The sequence below is a fragment of the Lachnoclostridium sp. An76 genome (genome assembly GCF_002161355.1).
Lineage (GTDB): Bacteria > Bacillota > Clostridia > Lachnospirales > Lachnospiraceae > Mediterraneibacter > Mediterraneibacter caccavium.
On record NZ_NFHL01000003.1, the window covers coordinates 224,498 to 245,029 of the forward strand.

General features: G+C 50.9%; 5 protein-coding genes. 1 reads left to right on the forward strand and 4 read right to left on the reverse strand.

Annotated features, from left to right (window positions below; genetic code table 11):
* Window positions 1-52: 52 nt before the first annotated feature.
* Entirely contained in the window at window positions 53-1,066 is a 1,014-nt protein-coding gene (locus B5G27_RS07925; protein ID WP_087178365.1) for a helix-turn-helix transcriptional regulator, read from the forward strand.
* Window positions 1,067-1,084: 18 nt separating this feature from the next.
* On the opposite strand, the gene B5G27_RS07930 is transcribed toward B5G27_RS07925, so the two are convergent.
* The 4 genes from B5G27_RS07930 to B5G27_RS07945 form a co-directional block, all read right to left on the reverse strand.
* A complete protein-coding gene (locus tag B5G27_RS07930; RefSeq protein WP_087178366.1) occupies window positions 1,085-2,632 on the reverse strand; it encodes a D-alanyl-D-alanine carboxypeptidase family protein in 1,548 nt (515 codons plus the stop codon).
* Window positions 2,633-2,848: 216 nt separating this feature from the next.
* Window positions 2,849-7,840, reverse strand: a complete 4,992-nt coding sequence (locus tag B5G27_RS07935; RefSeq protein ID WP_087178367.1) for a discoidin domain-containing protein — start codon at window positions 7,838-7,840, stop codon at window positions 2,849-2,851.
* Window positions 7,841-7,855: 15 nt separating this feature from the next.
* Window positions 7,856-13,870, reverse strand: coding sequence for a beta-N-acetylglucosaminidase domain-containing protein (locus B5G27_RS07940; protein ID WP_162611218.1), 6,015 nt, complete (start codon window positions 13,868-13,870; stop codon window positions 7,856-7,858).
* Between the two features lie 317 nt (window positions 13,871-14,187).
* Window positions 14,188-20,439, reverse strand: coding sequence for an alpha-L-fucosidase (locus tag B5G27_RS07945; RefSeq protein ID WP_162611219.1), 6,252 nt, complete (start codon window positions 20,437-20,439; stop codon window positions 14,188-14,190).
* Between the last annotated feature and the right edge of the window lie 93 nt (window positions 20,440-20,532).

Here is a 20,532-nt window from a genome sequence, read left to right on the forward strand (position 1 = left end):
CTGCCTGACAGCAGTTTCCCTGCTGTCGGATCCTTATGAAACGGAGGTTTTTATGATGATGGGCCAAAAAACAGACTGCCGGAAAGACTGCCAGATCAGCAGTCATCTGCGCGATGTCCCGCCCGGAAAATTCCTGATGATCCGGCATCCGCTGTCCGACGAAGACTTCATCAGGGAGTTCTCTGACGCGGAACTTCCCGCTGACACAAGGCTGAAAACAGAGACCTATCTGCTGTATCCCGGGATCGAGCTTTCCTATAATTATTTCCTCGGGGACCGGTTCCGCTTCCACCACAGGCACAAAGACTGCGTCCTCTCCATCGACCACTGCTGCCGTGGACGCATCGGCTGGGAGATGAAAGACGGGCTGAGCCTGTATTTCGGAAGCGGGGACCTGGCTTTCCACGCCACAGACAAATGCGCGGATTCCCTCATCACCCTGCCGCTTGGCTATTATGAAGGGCTGACGGTTTCTCTCGATCTCTCAGTGCTCAGGGACACCCTCCCCGAACTGCTCAGAGACGCGGAACTGGATATCTGCGCCCTGTGCCGCTCCTTCTGCGGAGAAAAGGAGACCGCCGCCCTGCCCGCCAGCCCGCGGATCGGGCACATTTTCTCAGAGGTGTATGACCTGCCGGAAAAGATGCGCCGCCCCTACCTCAGACTGAAATGCCAGGAGCTCCTTCTCTTCCTGAGCATGACCGGCCCGTCGGAAAATACAGTGTTTGACTCCTTCCACTCCGAACAGGCGGAAATCATCCGCCGGATCCATGACGCGATGACTTCGGACCTGAGGAAACGGTATACGATCGAGGAGCTTTCCCGGCAGTATCTGATCAATACGGCAGCGCTCAAAAGCGTCTTCAAATCCGTATACGGGATGCCTGTTGCATCATATATGAAGCAGTACCGCATCATGAGGGCAGCGGAACTGCTGCGCAACACTGACAGGAGTGTATCAGAGGTCGCCTCAGAAGTGGGTTATGAGAGCCAGAGCAAATTTTCGGCTGCGTTTAAAGATATCATGAAAATACTGCCCACGGATTACCGAAGGCAGTATATCTGAATGTCTCATTTATCCAGTTTATCTCCTTTTGTTTCGCCCGGAAGGACGGGAAGCTCCTTCCGCGGCATAGCGTCCAGGCCGTTCCGGATGCCGCTGGTCATTTCTCCGGCGGTCCGGGCCCCGATGATGATCTCCTCGATAGTCTGGATCCCGGTAGTTATGGCTCCGGCGGTACTGACTCTGATGTCTGTGGATCTGGCGCCGTCTCGCCCGGGCCATGCGGCGTCTTCTCTTTCTCACAAGGATACATCTGGCCACAGCGAAGGCGGTCACTGCCAGCACCACAACTGCCGCCCCCGCTCCGATCAGGATCTTAGCCACAAGCGGCAGCCCCGCCTCTTCTCCCGATGGTCCATCAGCCGAGGCTCCGCTCTTTTCCGTTATCCGCGGGGTGATATCATATCCCATCTCTTCCTTCACATATTCCGGCGTCAGCGTCACATCCGCGCTTCCCACATCCTGTCCTTTGTAGAAGTATGTTACCTTTCCCTCAGCTTCCCTTTTATCCGTGATCGTTATCTCACTCTCGAGCGATGAAAAATCGATCCCTGTTGGAAGCACTACGTAAGGCGCGTCATCCAGATAAGAGCTGACCCCCTCCGCCTTAGGCTGGCCTTTCAGAGACACCTTCGAAAAATTGGAAAATGCGTAGTCAAACATTCCCCTTGTATCCACATATACATCTCCATCATCCTGGAGCAGCACCGCCACAAGCCGCATATCGCCGTTATCAGCCATTGTGACCAGCGTTGTCCTGGACTGATCCGTATATCCCGTCTTCCCGCCGGTACAATATTCGTAGTAATAATATCCGCCCTCCCAGAGCATCTTATGGTTCTGCTGGAATGTACGCGACTCTCCTACAAGATTCGTCGGTCCGATCGTATAATTCAATGTCTGCGTGACTGTCCGGAACTCCTCGAACTGATAAACCGCTGACGCGATCAGCGCCATATCATGCGCAGTCGTATAATGCTGCTCATCGTGGAGCCCATTGGCATTCATCCAGTGCGAGCCAGTGCAGCCCAGCTCTGCCGCCCGGTCGTTCATCGCCTGGATAAATGTATTGTAGTCCCCGCCCATGAGCTTCCCCGTGCTCTCCGCAATCGCATACGAAACCTCATTTGCAGAAGCCAGGAGCATGCCATATAAAGCGTCATTCATACTTAATATCTCTCCCGGCGTCATCCCGATACTGGCGTCTCCCGGTTCCAGGAAAGATACACTGTCTTCAGAAAAATAAACCTCATCGTCAGTCTTTGAATTCTCAAGCGCTACCAAAGCTGTCAGAAGCTTTGTAATACTTGCGGGATAATGCCGCTCATCCGGCTTTTTGGCATAGAGGACCGCTCCGCTGTCCATATCCATCACGATCGCCGAATTGCCGTAGACACGAGGTCCCTGCGGCCAGCCCTGAATGTTATCCGTATCCGGGACTGTATCATAGGATGCCTGTAATGCTTCTTCAAATGTCATCGTATCGTCCGCATATACATTGGCCGCCGGCAGGGCCGCCATGGAGACAGCCAGTGCCGCTACCGCAGTACGCCTGATAAAACTTCCCATCTCATCCTCCAAACTATAAAACTATACCTATTATATTCAAATGTGCTCACAGATTCAAGGTCGGATAAGGCAATCCGCCACTTATACAGGCATGGTGACTGCCTGCCCGGCGTATCGCGCAAAACAGCCAGGAGGGTACAGCTCTTTTAGAACCGTACCCTCCTGGCTGTCATCCGCTTAGCGGACAAGATCATTTGTTTTATTTATTCTCTTGTCCTATTTCTTTTTCTTCCTGATAATGACCACTGCCGCTACTGCTGCAACTGCCACGATAAGGACAACTGCCCAGATCACAGGACTGCTCTGGTCACCGGTCTGCACTGCTGTATTGCCGCCCTTATCACCTTTGTCAGCATTGCCGCTGCCTGGCTTCTGGGTATCTGCACCCGGCTTATCTGTGCCTGGCTTATCCTGATCAGAGTCCCCTTCTCCCGGAGTCTCGATCTTCTCGAATTTCGCCGTGATCGTCAGGTCAGATGTCACAGGCTGTGAGAAATCATACTCTGTATCGCCTACAAACCAGCCGATGAACTTGTATCCTTCTTTAACCGGATCAGCAGGCTTAACGAGCGTCAGCCCGTCTTCAACCTGGACTGTCTGTCCGTTGATCGTTACCGTATGGTATGTTACTCCCGGCTTAACAGCCTCGAACACCGCCGCGATTTCTGTATCCTGTACCGGGGTGAATGTATATGGATTGTCGTAGGAAACAATCTGATCATTTACCTTCCAACCCGCGAAACGATAACCGCTGTTCGGCTCTGCTTTTACTGTTACAGACCCATCTGCCTGCATTGCACCTACGCTGACAGTTCCGTTCGCGTCGGTTGACGGAGTTACGGTGTACGCTTCAAAGCGTGCTGTCAGTGTCACGTCTCCTGTAATCGGCTGTCCAAAGTCAAATGCATTCTCACTGCCCTCTTCGAACCATCCGAGGAATTCATGTCCCGCCTTTGTCGGTTTTTCCGGTTCACCTGCTGTTTCGCCGTCTTTGACAGTCTGCGTTGTTTCGTTACCGTCAGCGACAAAAGTTACTGTGTGCGTAACTTCCGGCTCCGGCTCATCGTTCTTCGTAAACTGAGCGGTAAGAGCTGTGTTCTCTGTCACTGCAAATGTATATTCCGCGTCATCAGAAACCTTGGTTCCTGTAACAGCGTCATACCATCCTGCAAAGGTGTATCCCGTGTCGGCTTTTGCAGTTACGGTTACTTCCTCACCCTGCTGCACTGCTTCTTCGCTGGCTTCCGCGGTTCCGCCTTCCTGAGCTTCAACATATACGGTGTAGGTCTGAGCCGGGGCATTTCCGACATCAAACTCAGATACAGCCACCCATCCGTCGTTGGACTCTTTCGCCACGAACTTGATATACTGTACTTCCTGCTCCTCAAAGTAGAATGTTTTCGTCGATGCGTCTGCCGCAAATACTGCGTCCTCTGCAACCTTAATCCACTGATCGCCTTCATTTGCTTTCACATACAGGTCTGCCTTTGTCACCTGTCCGCTGGCTGAACCTGTCCTCGGTGTGAAGCTGAACTGGTTGATCATATACTTATTGCCAAGGTTGATGGTGCCGCCGATGGAATCCATATTCCCCTTTGTTCCGTCCTGACCGTCTACTTTATCGCTTGCATTCTGCCAGTTAGAGTGCCAGATCGTACCGGATTTCCCGTCGAACGCATACTCGAAATTCCCTTCTGTTGCAGTATATATCGTCTCAGAATCTACAGCTACTTTGGTCCATCCAGCCTTGTTGTAGATATCTACTGCCTGCTGTTCTTCTGCTACTGTTACGTTCACATTGTCGATCTCTGCCTGGATCGCGTTTGTCTTAGAACCGATCCTCTGGAGCGGCAGGAGCAGAGTCGCATTCTTGATGCCCTGTTTTCTTACCGTATTGTCCGTCTGTCTGTTGCGGTAAATACCTGTCGCCGTGTAGTCCACGCCGTCCACTGTCATTGTCGTGGAAAGGGTGTCTGTTGTGATCTCGATGTGTACCTGTTTTCCTACCGGGAGCTTATAATCAAAGTAATAATCATACAGCTCTCTTCTGAATCCAAGCCGTCCATCATCCATCACCCGGATATCGTGCGCATAGTCATCGCTTCCCGGAGTGTCTGCCTCGAAAAGGATCTGTCCTGCTTTCGCCGGAGCGTCCAGTGTAATATCAAACGCCAGCGTGCTTCCTGTTGACAGCTTCTCGATCGGCGTTGTCACATAGCTCTCGCCGCCTTTGAGTGTCAGGCTGCCGTCTTTAATATCCGCGTTCTTAACTTCTGTCAGATCTCTTCCGTTATTAGAGGAATCTGTCTTGTCCTCGAATTCATAGGACATATATTTATTGTTTTCGTCTGCGGATGCTTTCGAATACGGGTTGCTTCCCGGCGCGTCGCCGAGCGCTGCCTGTGTTTCCTTAAGCTGGTCGAAAGTAAGGTCCTCGCCCTCGCCCCAGTTCTTGCTTGCAAGTACCGGAAGAGCATCTTCGAAACGTTCAAAGTTGTCTACTTCTGAGATACCCTGAGCGCTTGTGTCAATGTTATCGTTCCAGATAGCGAATGTGCTTCCCAGCATCTGCTCGGAACCTGCCGGGATCACTGTACCGCCCATATTGTTCGGCACCCAGTTATTGTACAGGTTCTCTGTGGCAAGATAGTCACCGTATCCGCCTCTGCCGCCGTTCCCGTTCGGCACCATGTAGAGGGAGCCGTCCAGTGTATTGATCAGGTCAAACCCGTCATTGTACATCTGTTTCGGATTGGAGTATCCTGTATTCCATACATTGAGCTGTACGTTTTCGCTGCGGACATCCACTGTGCCGGTGCCTGCAAGCTGTGTCAGACTTCCCCACATACGCACTGTACGGTCATTGTCCTGGATAAACTCGATCATATCGTCAGAGAAGTGACGGAACGCATCTGCATCGCCGTAATATTCATCTGTACCGATATGTACTGTCATACTGGAATCAAACATATCCTCTGTCAGATATTCATCCCATACGTCCTGCACAAACGCAAGGCTCTGGCTGTAATAGCTGTTCGGGTCTTCCGTATCTCCGCTTAAGTTAAACTGCTCTCCTGCCCTTGCACGGGTACCGTTTACTGCCAGTTCTTCCGGAAGCATCAGATCCGGGCGTACCTTTGTAAATGCTCCGGAATGTCCCGGCGCATCGATCTCAGGTACGATGCTGACGCCCATGTCTCTTGCTTCCAGGATAAAGTCCCTGAACTCTTCCTGTGTATAATAGAGATCTGTATTCGTCAGATCCTGCTTGTTCTGGCCGCCCTCTTTGATATCCGACTCCAGGCGGAATCCTGTATAAGCCCTGTCTCTCGCATCTTCCGCGCCGTTAAAGAACGCATTTTCATAGAAGATCAGGTTATCGTTGAGATGTACCTGGAAGTCATTCATCTTATAGTATGCCATTGCTTTTGCAACGTCTTCCAGCATATCCATGGACGCCGGCTTACGCGCTACGTCAAGGCTGAAGCTTCTCACTTCGAACTTCGGATAGTCTTTTGTGATTCCCATCGGGACCGCATTCTCATTCAGCTTCGCGATCTGAAGGATCGAACGTGTCGCCCAGTAAGCGCCTGTCGCCTGCTCAGCTTTCACGGTGATCATATCGTCTGTATCGATGATGTATCCCTCTTCATCCAGGCCGTTCTCCTCATCTTTTTCAAAAACGATATCACCTGCTGCTTCGCCGCTTGCTGCAACTGCGAGTTCTATACCGAACTCAGCTTTGTAGTCCTCAGCCAGGGCTGTCGCCGCTGTCTCAAACGCCGCATCCTTATATACGATCTTTGTGCTGTCGCTGATCGTGACTGCGCCCTCTTCTGTGCCGCCGTACCACTCAGCCAGCTCCGGGATCACGACCGGTTTAGCATTTGTTCCGGCATTCTCATACTGTCCCGGAATTGTAACTGTATGTTCTACTGTTCCCTCGGCGGATTCACCGTCTTTTGTCACTTTGTATATAAGATTGATCTCTTTCTCAGTAAGAGGCTGGTAAATTGTGCCGTCTTTTCCGACAACCTGCTCATAATCTGCAAGGAACTCTACTACAGTACCATCTGGCACTGTCTCAGAGATCTCCAGCTTCATCTCTTCTGTATTTACCGTCGGAGCGCTGAGTACATCCGCGATTTCCTGAGCTGTGGAGTCTTCCTTGACTGATCCCGGCTCAACCGCGTATGCCGCGAACTCTGCCACGGAGACATTCCACCAGTTGCTTACCGACTCGCCATACTCTGTGATATTCAGGCGGATCTGCTTTGCCCACACCGGACTCTCCAGAGAGATGATCTGCTGTGTATTATCGATCTGCTGATCCTGCGTATATACCGTCTGGAATTCACCGTCATTTACAGTATTTACATCAATCGTATACTTCTTGATATTTGTTTTTTCCCAGTTGATCTTGAAATACTGCACGCGTTGTGCTGCCGGAAGCGTAATCGTCAGCGTGCGTGCCGTTGTCCCGTTTCCTGCGTCATTTGTCGCCCAGCGGGTCGCCTTGTCGCCGTCGATCGCTTTGCCCGGAGCCTGTGTATCTCCCTCTGTCTTCTCATAGTCACTGGCTGCCGCTGTCCCTTCCAGGCAGTAGTTTTCTTCCGGAAGGATATCGCTCGGGATCTGATCCTCGTAGATCTGGAACTCATAGACTGATACGGACTGCCAGTTCCCCGGGTTCAGGCTGTATCCGTCTACATAGAGGCGTACATATTGCGCCGTAACAGGCTCTGCGAGATGGATGTTCTCGTTCAGGTCTGAGATCGGGTCATCTCCCTCTTTCTCATAAATCTTTGTCCATTCACCGTCAGCTGCTCCTGTCTCGGAAGTCTGGATCTCGTAGCTTGTGATATTCAGTCTCTCCCATGCGATCACGAAAGACTGGAATGTCTTTTCCGCCCCCAGATCCAACGTCAGGATTTTCGGCTCCTGCGAGCTGTTGGGGTTTGTCGCCCATCTTGACTGTGGCTTCGCCGCTTCTCTGTTGACAACGCCGTCAATTGCTTTTGACGCCGGATAATCATTTGTTTCAGTGTCATTCGCCGTCGCCGTTGCTCCAAGCGCCAGGTTCACCGCTTCCTCTCCCGCTGCCTTCACTTCAGTCAGCGGGGAGAACGGGGCTGCAAGCGTCACCGTCATTGCAGCCGCGAGAATGCAGGCGCTCAGTTTTTTCAAACTTTTTCTGCTTTTTCTCATAGTTCCCTCCCTGTTTTATTTCCTTTTTTTCCTGATGATCACAACAGCCTCAGCTGCCGCCGCGCAGATAACCATCACCATGACGATCGGAAGTACGTTCACAGCATCGCCTGTATTGACTGCTGTGTCGGCTTTTCCGCTGTCCTGACTGCCGCCCTGGGCGCTGTCCACAAGCTTCAGGTTCAGCTCTGCTTTTTCGAAAGCTGCCTTGAGCTGTGCGAATTCTGCCGCGCTTAAGTCAGACGGATCTGCATTCATCAGTGCTTCATAGGCTTCTTTGTAAGCCTTATAGGAATCAGCCGTGTAGCCTTTCTCTGGTTTCAGGGTAATGCTGTCACGGTAATCCTCTGCTCCCTGTGCCCTCGGTACGAGCGCGCGGACCGCATTTTCGATCGCTGCCGCTGCCGCTGACACTTCTTCCTGGCTACCGGACTTCAGAAGTTTCTCTGTATCTGTCTGTCCGAGCAGGTCAGTAAGCGCTTTGTAGGACGAAGATGTGAACATCTCTGCATCCACAGCCTCGGCCGCGGATATCTGTGCCTTCAGCGCTGTCACATCGACCAGACCGCTCATTGCGTTCCGGATCGCTGCCACATACTCTGCATCTTTCGAGTCATCTGTATTCGCCTCAGCTTCTGCCACGATGTCTGCAAGGGCCTGATAAGAATCTTCTGTGTACTTATCTGCCGCGCCTTCCGCACCGAGGACTGCCTTTGCCTCCGCGATCACTTCATCCAGAGTTGTCTCCGGTTTCAGGTCAAGTGCTGTATAAGCGCCCTTGATCTGTTCCACTGCATCTGCGACAGCGTCTTTTGTACCGTTCTTAAGCAGCGCTTTTCCGTTTTCCACTGCCTCTGCGAACGCCGCGTAGCTTTCCTCAGTGTAAATGGACGGGTCTGTGACCTGATCTTTCAGCGCGATCGCTGCCTTCAGCTCTGTCACGTCGATCAGGCTGTCCATTGCATCACTGAACGCATCCTTTGCCTCAATGAACCGCTCCGGATATACGCGCTCTCCTTCACCGGACTCTGCCGCCTTATCCTGGGCTGCCAGTGCATCAATGGCTTCTTTCGCCTCCGTAAGGGCCTCATAGCTGACGGTTGTGTAATCCTCACCGTTCACCGCATCGTAGCGGAGTGTTTCCAGCTCAGCCTGCTCGCGGTTTGCCGTGGAGTATGCCAGCGCTGCTTCCGCTGCGTCTGCATCTGCCGCAAGCGCTTCTGCCGCCGCCTGGGACAGGTCTGCCGTATCCTCAAGCGCTGCCTCGATCTTTGCGATCATGTTTTCATAAGTTGTGTAGCTTACCGTGGTATAGATCATGCTGCTGTTATCAATCTTACCAGCTGCCATTTCCTGCAGTGCGGTTACTGTCTCCGTATTTACACGGATCACGGCGTCTGCCGCCGCTTTCTGCAGACTCGCCGCAGCACTGTCCACTGTAGTCTGGGATATCCCTTTGCTCGCTGCGACTGCCTTCGCCATCTCCTCTGCCGCGTCATACGCTGCCTGCGAAGATGTGGTCCATGTGTCATATCCCTCAGGCTTCGCTGCCAGAAGTCCGTTCAGCTCCTCTTTGTCCGCAGGATCTGCCACCTGCTCCAGAGTGATGATCTCAGCGATATCCGGGATCTTCTCATCCCACTCAAATGTAATGCTGAGCAGAGAATGTCCTTCTTTTACTGTAAACTCATTGATTGCCTGTGCCAGTGTGCCGACTTCTTCGGTTACTGTAGCGCCTGTCTCTTCATTATAGAGAAGGACTTTTACTGCCGCGCTGCTTGCCGCACCACTCTGGATGACACGGAAGCTCCGGATGCCGTCAGTCTCATCGATCTTGTAGGTCATGCTTCCGCCTGCCTCTGACGGTCTGTATGTTGTGTTAAAGTCTCCGTCCAGCATATTTGACGGCTGGTGTTCCCTCTCTTCTGTCGTCCCGGAGAACGCCATATCCGTCTCCGCAGATATATAGGCCCCGCCGTTGATCACTACTTCATTGATGATGAGTGAACGGTTCGGGAAGTTAGCAGTCACATACAGCCGCATGTAGCGCGCTGTTGTATCCAGGTCGTCCCTGCCGTAGTAGCGCACGTTCGGATAGTTGGAATCCGCCTCGCCTGCCGCTGTATCAGCCATTGTCTGTTCCGCCTGCTCTGCGGTATCCGCCACGCCGTCGCCGATCTCAAACGCATCTGTCCACTTCTGTCCGTCGCTTGAGAGCTGGACCATCACGTCACGGATATAGTCCTCTGTATTATCCGCAGTGTAGATGCGGATGGAATTGATACCGATCTCCTGGCCGAAGCTGAACGCTGCCGTATTTCCTTCAAGTGCAGAGCCTCCGAACTTCGTCTGAGTTGTCATATCCCCGTCAAAGGCCTGTCCGTTGTTCCTTGTATCTCCCCAGGATGCCACAACCGGGATATCAGAGGAGATCAGTTCTCCCATCGCTCCGACTGAATACAGAGAAGCAGTAAACTTCGATATATTTACTTCTGCTGCGCTGTCTGATGTATTGACCAGCCGGATGTAGCGCGCAGTCTCACCGGCAGCGCTGCCGTCTGCTGTGGTCCATACTTTACCGTTGTCAGAATACTGGAGTTCGACTCCGTCTCCTGTGTACTCAGCGTCGATGGACGTCAGTTTGCGGATTTCTTTCATATCGATGCCGATATAGGATCCCGCCTCCAGGGTAACCGTACCCGGTGTAAGGATCGCGCTCTCTTTGTCCACTGCCGCGGTGAATGCTGTGCCTTCCACATCTGTGTATACACATTCCGCGTCCGCCGCAGACACTTCTGTCACATCGACTTCATATACCTGCCACCAGTGGCTTGTATCTCCTGCGCCATTGGTCAGCCGGATCGCAGTTGCTTTCGTGCCGTCTGCATCGATTTCCACGCTCGCCCCTGCGTTCTGGATAGTTTTCAGTTCGCTCCAGTTGTCGCTGTCGCCAGACTTGTACTCCACTTTCAGCGTGGGCAGTGCGTCGCCTGTTCCCTGGAGAAGTGAGATCTCTTTCATTGTGACCTCGCGGTCAAACGCGATCTCAATGCCCTGTCCCTGCTGCATATTGCCATTATCCGGGTTGGTGCTTGCCAGCCATGCCAGTGTGTCCGGGTTTCCGTCTACGATATATTCAAACTTGTTATTCTGTGCCCCGTCGTTAATGCTTGTATGGGTTCCGATCCTCGTATTTACGCCGGATGCGGTCATCACAAACGCCGGGGTGCCGGTCTGCGGATATACGGTGATCTCGCTGATCCTCCACCATACCCCTTTCTCCGCCTCATTACGTACACGGATATATTGTGCGGAAGCAGAGCCATTTACCATCTGCTCATTCACAGCCTGCATGTCGCCGAAGGTCTCCCAATCGGTCCCGTTCACACTGTACTCAACGATACCATTGTCGATGATGTCCCCTCCATTTGTGCGGGCCGTATCCTGTGCGATATACACGGAGCCGATCTCCTGTACTCTTCCCAGGTTCAGGATCACTGCCGCACCGGCATTGATCTTGTCTCCGCTGGAAGATTTGAGCCATAATTCCGTTGACTTGTCGCCATCGGTCACTTTCGTGGTATCCGTATTAGTAACTGCTTCTGCATTTTCGTATGTTACCTCAGTCACCTCAAATGACGGTGTCTCCTCAGCCTCTTCCTTATTGACGTCAAAGGAATTGATCAGCACCCAGCTGTCAAATTCATTATCCCTTGTCGCGATCAGGCGGACTGCCTTTACATTCTCAAGGTTAAGCCCCTTCTCCTCGATCACTTCGGTAGAGCCGTTCGGACGTGTGTATTCTGTCCCGCTGACATCTTTCCATCCATCCTCTTCATCAGCGCCTTCCGGCAGATACTGGAACTTACTGTACTGAAGATGGTTCTTACCGCCGCCCATAGACACGCGGAGACTGTCAACTGAGATCCCTCTGTTAAATCTGATCCCGAAATAATCTCCTGCCGCCGGATAGTTCGGCTCATAGAACTGTACGGATGTAGAATCATTTCCATCAAGCATGTTGTCCGTCGTGCCTACCGACGGATTTGTAAAGGAGTTGCTGATATAAGTCTGCGTGATCACTGTAGGATCGGCAGCTTCCTGCACTCTCTTGGAAAGCCATGAGCCCATCTCATTGATAAACGGCACGATGTGCTGCACGCCGACTTCCGCATATTCGTTATGGTCCAGATACCAGATCGCATGCGTCTTCGACTGGTCAAAAGCTGTCTTTCCCTCTGAGTTGTACTGGATCATGGATGTTGTGTCGTTGTTGACCGCCGCCTTCACCCCATTCAGGTATGCGATCGCCGCGTCAGTCGTGTCATCCCAGCAGTTCAGGAACTGCACGATCTGGTCTCTGACATTGGTGTCGCCCGCCTGTGCCTCGTATGTATCCGCCGCTTCCTGCAGGATCTCAAACTCAGCGATCAGTGCGTCCGCTTCTTCCGCTGTCACTGTATTCGCATTCAGCTTATCCCTGAAATCCGTAAGCAGCGGCGCCAGATCCACTGACTCCTGCAGAGCAGTCACACGGCTGTCCATGTTCTGGTTCATCATATGCTTCGACAGTTCTCTGAGCGCAGCGGAAGCCTCGTTCTCCACTGCAGAATTGTGATCCACATATTTGAACGAATCATTCCACGCCTGGTCCGCCTCATCTTCCGTCTCCCAGATATTCCAGGAATAGCATGCATTTCCGAAGATCGCGACCTTGCTGGGCTCAGACTGCTGCATCGGGTTGAGCACGATGCCCTGGATCTTCGAAGGATCCACGCCCGGGTGGAGGAACGTCGAATACCCGCCCATGATCAGGTGGTTCTTCGAATTGTCTGTACACGGCCAGTTGATCCACATGTAAGGTCCGCGGCCTGCAGTATTTGTAAATGTCTCTGTAAAGCTGTTGCTTACTTCTCCCCAGATCCTTCCGCCGGTCATAACGATCTGCACGTTCTCCGGGAACTGCTGATAATAGCTCTGTCCGTTGTACATATATTCTACCGTACAGAACGGAAGGGTCTGCTTCAGGTCCGGATACTTCTCGCCCATCTCAGCCAGCCACTCTGTCATATCATTGAGGAAACGGATATAGTTGTCCGCCCCCGCATTCGCTGCGTCGTCCGCCAGGATCGCCACCTGTCTTACACCGGCTTCGATCACCTGCTCGAACTTCGCCTGGACGATCGCGAGGTCTTCCTGATAATGCTCCTCCGTGTCAAACCGGACCGGATTGTTCATGAATGTATGGAGCGCAAATACAAACCGGCACTTCGATTCATTGCCCGCATCCGCGAGCGGTTTGATCAGTGTCTCGATCTCCTCATCCGTATAAAGTGTCCGCCACTGTGCGTTGTGCTTCGGATCGTTCTTCGGTGCGTAGAAATAGGAATTCAGTTTGTAGTATCCTCCCCATTTCATCAGGTTGATCCTGTCCTGCGTGGACCACGGATTGCCGTAATATCCTTCGATAAATCCGCGGCTCGCCACATCCGCCCAGTCTTCGATATGGAAGCTTCTGATCGTCTGGCTGTCCATCTGCTTTACAATGTGGTACAGCGTAGTCAGCCCGTAAAAACTCGCGTCTGTATCTGCGCCCAGGACTGTGATCACATCTTCCTTACTGTCCAGGACGTAGGAATCCAGCTTGTCGAAAAGTCCGTCCGCAGATACCTCCACGTTTTCCTCTGCGTACTGGTCAACGTATCCGTCTGATCCGTCGATCCCGACAAGCACGTTCGTCTTGCCCTCGACGATCTCATCCGATTCGCTCACCGTGATGCCGTCTTTCAGGGCGAAGACTTCATCCAGCCTGTCCTGTGTTGCCTCGTCAATGCCGTCCTCATAGACCACATTCACTTCATTCTTAAGGATCCAGCTGTCTCCTTCATAGCTGATTTCGTGCGGCTTCGGATAGATCTCATATTCCGCTTCCGCAGCCTGCGCCGCCGGTGTCCCTGTCCCCAGGACAGTGACCGCAGCTACAGCCGATGCAGTCAGGAGAGCCAGACCTTTTGATGTCTTTCTCTTCACATTTTTCTCCCTTTCCATATTTATTTTACATAACTGCAGTCTCTGTTTTTTGCAGAGACTGCCTCCATTATGTAATTACTATATATTGTAACATTTTTGTAAACAATTTCCTATTTATTTATGAACAGTCGGCAGGATTCATTAAAATCACCAATTTCTCTGCCTTTCCTCACAGATCTGAAGCCTTTTTTTGTCTAAAACTGACAATGAGCCCGCGAGGACGATTTTTAGATGAAATAAGAAAAACTCCCGCGCAATGGGGAGTTTTTCTTTAAAGCAGTCTTTTCTGTCCGGTTTCTGTCTCTCTGCTCTATTTTTTACTTATTCTTTTTCGTACGGGTCCTTACCGCTGCTGTGCCTGCCGCGCATGCTGCTGCGAGAACTGCCGCCCAGAGGATCGGGCTGGTATTGTCTCCGGTCTGTACTGCTTTATCAGCACCATTTCCGGAACCCGTGCCCGGTTTGTCTGTACCTGTACCAGGTTTGTCTCCTGTTCCAGGCTCTTCTTTGTCGATCTCTTTCAGAAGATCACGTGCATCTGTGAGCTTCTGTACAGCGTCTGCGATCTCTTCTGCTGTTGCATCCGGATCGTCATATACTGCCTGAGCTTCATCGACTACAGCCTTATAATCTTTAAGAGATTCTTCTGTGTACTTGTCTGTCTTTGCCAGGATTTCAGCCGCCTCTTTGAGTGCCGCTTCAAGCGCGCTCTTGTCCGGAACTTCCGGTTCCACGGCATCTTTCTCAAATAATGCCTCTATCGTACCGGCTGCCTCCATCGTATATGTCTCTTCCGCTCCGACTGACTCGCCGTTAATTATGACTTCCTTGATGTGCCATCCTTCATCAGCCTTAATCGTAAATGTCTGAGCCTCTCCGACATTTACTGTAACCTCGCCTGAAGGCGTGATCGTTCCTCCTTCACCGGCGGAAGCTGTGATCGTATATGTCTGCGGAGGTTCCGGAAGTTTCACAAGCGCCTCGATCGCTGCTTCCAGAGCGGATACCTGTGCATCCACCTGCTCCTGCTCCGCGGATTCATCACCATATACCTCTTTTGCGTCTGCAATTGCTTCTTCGAGCGCAGCGATGGACTCTGCAGTATACACGTCTGTCTTAGCGGCTTCTTCCTCTGCCTTTGCAATGGCTTCTGCAAGCGCTTCCTTATTGACCTCAGGCACATCAGTCTTTTCTTTTACCAGGACAACGTCAAATTTGTCAAGCTGCGGTGCATTCTTCGCGCCTGCCAGGAATGTCACAGCTCCGGCTCCCGGTGTTTCAACTTCCCATGTAAGTACAACTGTATGCGTTGCAGTTGCATTTTCTTCTGCTTCAACAGAATCCAGGGAACCATCTGCAATCTTTCCGTCTTTCTCTGTCCATGTCATGGAGTTGTTCGTGTCGCCGCTTCTGTATTGAAGTGTTGCTTCATAAGTACCTGCCTTCTCAGCTGTATAATACAGCACAACGCTGTCACCGGCATTCATGGCATTCACGAATTTGCCATTGCTTGCCCAAGCTGCTTCTGATACCTGGAGCGGCCATGCCTCTCCCGTTCCGGTGTTTTGGAGAATCATTTTCTCTGCTTCCAGAGTAACAGGTGTGCCATTTACCTCTGTCGGGAATACGAACGGATTCTTCTCTGTGTACTGATCCGAATCTTCCCTGATCTCCTCAAAGGTTACGACTACCGCTGTGTCCTCATTGATATTGCTTAACGTATAAGTGCCATTCTCCTTATCCACATCGTCGATAACGGAGGTTCCATTTACTGTCACGTCGCTGATCTCATAACCTTCATTCGGCATAATTGTAAAGTCTACGCTGCCGCCAGCCTCAACTTCTGCGCTTTCCGGTGTGATCGTTCCGTTTCCGCCGTCAACGGAAGCTGTCACTGTATACTCTTCCGGCTCTACCGGTCCTGAACCTTTTGCAGTGATCTCGAACTTATCAACTCGCGGAGATTTGTCGCCTTCCGGCGCTGTAAATGTCCATACGCCTGTGCCGTCTTCCGTAACTGTGACCTCAAATGTAGCTGTCACGAACTCGTTTGCATTTGTATTTCCAGCGGACACCTGTCCTGACTCAATCGTTCCGTCGCTGTCCCATACAAGCTTGTTGGTTGCAGAACCACTGCTGTATATAGCTTTGACTTCATATGTGCCTGCCTTTGCAGTATACGGAACAGAGATATAGTCGCCCGGTTCAAACGCGTTGATATAGGTTGCGCCTTCATCCCATGCCCCTGCGCTGCCATTGGTGATTCCCATCTTATACCGCTCTGTATCACCGTTCACATTAAACAGGGTAAAGTCTTCTGCTTCCAGTGTCGCCGTATCTGTTCCTGTCGGGAACTCAAACGGCTCGCCTACTGTATAGCCGGTCTTCTCAAATTCCGCTTTCACTACCTGATCCTGAGTGATATTGGAAATAGTGTAGCTTACATTGTATTTGTGGAAGCTGGTGATCTCGTTGCCATTTACTTCCAGAGAAGTTAACGTAAATCCGTAATTCGGTGTGATCGTAATGTCAACACTCTCGCCCCGGTCTACGGTCTCCTTGCTTGGCGTAAGAGTTCCGCCGGCTCCGCCTACAACCTCTGTCCTTACATTGTAAGAAATGTATGCAAGGTTGTCGATTTTTTCCTTAAGTTTTTCAACCACCTGGTCAGCTACTGACTGTGTAGTATAAGGATCTTCAAATACTGTCTTTGCGTTTACCAGCACCGCCTCAAGGTCTGCTCTTGTCTCCTGAGAATATGTATTCTCCTTGGCAAGTTCTCTCTCTGCATCCTGAATTGCGATTTCAAGATCAGTCTTATCTGCGATCTTGTCTACTTCTTCTGTAAGAACAATGTCGAACTTATCAAGCTGCGGAGAATTACCGCTCGGTCCGGTAAAAATCCAGACTCCTGCGCCCGGTTTTGTAACTGTAACTGTAAAGTCAACAGTCCTTGTTTTTCCCTGTCCATTATTTTCGCTCGGAGTTGCAACTGTGTTTCTGCCTTCACCTTCGATCAGTCCTTCCGGCTCTGTGCTCCATGCGAGGCTGTTTACAGTAGATCCGCTTCTGTAAGTTGCCGTGATCTTATATGTTCCTATCTTCTCTGCAAAATACGGTACAGAGATCACATCGTTCTCATTGAGCGAATTTACGAATTTGCCATTGCTTGCCCAGTCTGCCTCTGATACCTGAAGCGGCCATTGCTCATTTTCCCCTGTATTCTGCAGAGTAAAGTATTCTGCTTCCAATGTCACAGTATCTTCTTCTGCTGTCGGGAACTGGAATCTGTTCGCTTCCGTATAATTAGCGAAACTGAACATTACATTTACTTTGATGTCACTTTGTACGTCAGACACTGTGTATTTCCCTTCCTGAACATTTTCCGTAACATCGCTTCCGCCAACCAGTACCTGGCTGATCTCATATCCCGAATCCGGTGTGATCGTAATATCAAAGCTGCCGCCCTGTACCACCTGGTCTGCGGAAACTTCAACACTGCCGCCCGTTGTTGCAGATGCAGTGATATCAAAGGTTGAAACAATGTCCTTTGGCGTGATGTCTAAGTAGTCGATATTAGGACCTTCATGGGAATCTGTCGCAATCTTCATGACGCCCGGTCCTGCGGTTGTCACATTGATATCAAATGATCCTAAATTCTCATATGCCGGGTTGCTGGCATTTGTTCCATTGAAGTCCTGAGTCACTTCAGCAAAATTGTTATTCTCTTCTGAGACAATCAGACGGTTCGGATTGGAACTCGTTCTGCCGCTCTGTCCCTGTACTGTAACAGTATATGTTCCGGTTGTCGGAGCATTATAGTATACATACATTACATTGTCAGGCTTAAACCAAGATACAGCCATCCCATTTGAATAAGCGTCGCTCTCAGCTTTGACAAAATCATGTGTTTCTCCGTTTACCAGTTCAAACAGCTCTGCCTCTGCCCTTACTGTCACTCCCTGTTTTGCCGGTAATACAAGCGGGTCTTCTGCGGTGAACTGTGTACGTTTCTGCAGATTGTTCTTTGCATTCTCGAGTGCCGCATAAGCCTTGCCCATCTCCAATGCATCCGGGGTTTCCTGTGCAAGAAGCACATTGGCAGCTGCAAGAGCACTCTCGAATGACGCCCAGTCGCCTGAATATACATCTTTGCTCCAGCCGCTCACTGAATCAACAAGTTCCTGAAGCTGCTCTTTTGTCATTGACTCTGCATCCAGAATATTTACTGTCGCTGCATCAATGAATCCGAGGATCAGTCCTGTGCTCGGGGAGTTCAGTTCAATCGAGAAGTCCTGCGTTCCTGTTGTATTCGTATTTCTTCTTGTTCTGACAGGTACTGTTGTCTCGCTTTCACCGTCTGCAAGTGTTACCACTACAGGCTCTGTATAGAAGTCGTCCTGAATCGCGCTTCCCGGGTTCGGGGAAAGGTACGCTTTGATACGTCCGTTTGTTCCTCCGACTCTGGTGATCTTCACGTTCATGGTCTCGTCTTCGTTCATTGTGAACTCATCGGCTTCCAGACCGATCATTCCGACTCCGCCGTTATTGATCACATAAGCAGCCTCAATACCAATTGCTTTTGTATCTACTGTCAATGTAAGAGTATGCGGGCCGTCTGTCAGATCTTCCGAGCTGAACCATACCTGACCTGTAGCTCTTTCTGACGCTGAAGTGTCCACTGTCACCGGAGCCCCGCCATCAATCGTGATGGTGGCCTGCCCATGTCCCGAATCCTTTGTTCCCACAAGATAAACCTTGCTTCCTGTGAAATTCAGTTCCAGGCTTGCACCAGCATTTGCCCAGCGGTTTGTCTCGTTGACAAAGTTTGTTCCGGTTTCTTTATTCCATGTCCCGCCGGTAAACGTGAATCCTACATTATCATCAGCTGCGCTGTCCTCGATGTCAATCACATCCATACCTGTCGGAGCTGACGCCGCAAGCTCGAATCCTTCGGACGCTTTATAAACACCTACCTCGCTGATCATCGGAACTTTACCATCTGTCGTTGAAACAGTGATCTTGATCTGATCTGCTGTTACAGCGGACGTCCTTACCAGTCTCTTTGCTCCGATTGTCTCGCCTTCATCAAGAACCGTCCATGCGCCGCTGCCATTGCGATACTCTACTTTGTAGCTGTTAATGCGCTGTCCGTTCTGGATCGCTTCCTCGATGGAAACAACGTCGAACTTCTTAGATGAACCAAGATCGATCAGAAGGCTGCCTTCATTTGTGCCGTCATTTGTCGTCCAGTAAGTATCGTCATTGCCATCTACTGTATTGCCCGGCTTAAAAGCTGTATCGCTGCCGCGTACGTCAGAAGCTTTTACCTCAGCTCCGTCAGCAGCCGCCATATTCTCATCAAAAGTATCTTTGATATTCTGTCCGAACTCTGCCACTCTGTTCAGAATTGCCTCATCCACTGTACCCTGATTATTCGGAGGAATGTTCAGGAGCAGCGGCGAGTTGTGTCCTACGGAATTGAAATACATCGTTCCGAGAGCCTCAATAGACTTCGGAGCCGCTTTTGTCGTTCCCCAGAACCATCCGGATGTGATACGGGCGTCAGCTTCCGGTACTGTCCACTGATTTCCGTTTTCCCATCCTAAAGTGTAGCCGCCCTGGCTGTTGCTGTTGATCGTGTTATTCTCATAATCCACGATTGATTTGGACCATGTGTTTTTGTCTGCATAGCCGTTCTCATTACCGATCCAGCGCACGGTCGTATATGCCTGCGCGCCGAACAGCATACAGTCGGAATCATACTTGCCTGACGCCTTACCTTCATATTTCTGGATCGTGGCGAACCATCTCTCAAAATCATATTCCTGTGCATTGGCGCCGCTTCCTTTTGCGCCGTCCATCCATACTTCTACGAAATGACCCTCATTGCCATATCTGTCATCGCCCAGGATCTCCTCGAGCTGATCATTGTAGTAATCGTTGTAATCCAGGACATCCTCATCAGCAGATACCGGATTACGGTTTTCATCATAATATCCGTAGCTCGGATCATGGATATCCCACGGGGACAGATACAGTCCCATGTCGATATCATGCTCTGTGCAGGCTGCGGATATCTCTTCAAGAATATCCCTTCTTCCTGTCTTTGCATCTCCCGGATAGTTTGTTGCTGCATCAACATCATACTCTGTATAATCACTTGCCCAGATACAGAATCCGTCGTGATGCTTTGCTGTTACGATCAGTTTATGAAACCCTGCATCCTTGATTGCTTTGACCAATGTATCAGCGTCAAAATCTTGAGTAAGTTTAAAAATTTCATTAGGAGTTTTATCTCCGTAATTTTCACCCCACTCGATCTCGTTGAATGTATTGGGTCCGAAATGACAGAATGCTGCGAGTTCTTCCTTCTGATAATTGTACTGATTCTCGCTTGGCAATACGTCATCGGCTTCCGGCTCCGATGTGGAGTTTTCCTTAAGCTGATCGTCACCGATCCACTCGTCTGCAGCCTGTGCTACCGGCGCCCCGGTTCCGAAAAACGTAGTCCCTGTCATGGCTGCTGCCATCAGGAGCGCTAAACTTCTAGCTGTTTTCTTTTTCACGTATTTCTCCCTTTCTTTGAATCATTGTTTATAAGTTACTTTTTATGCCAACAGGGCAGAGGCATTATCCTGCCTCTATCCCCGCTGCTAATC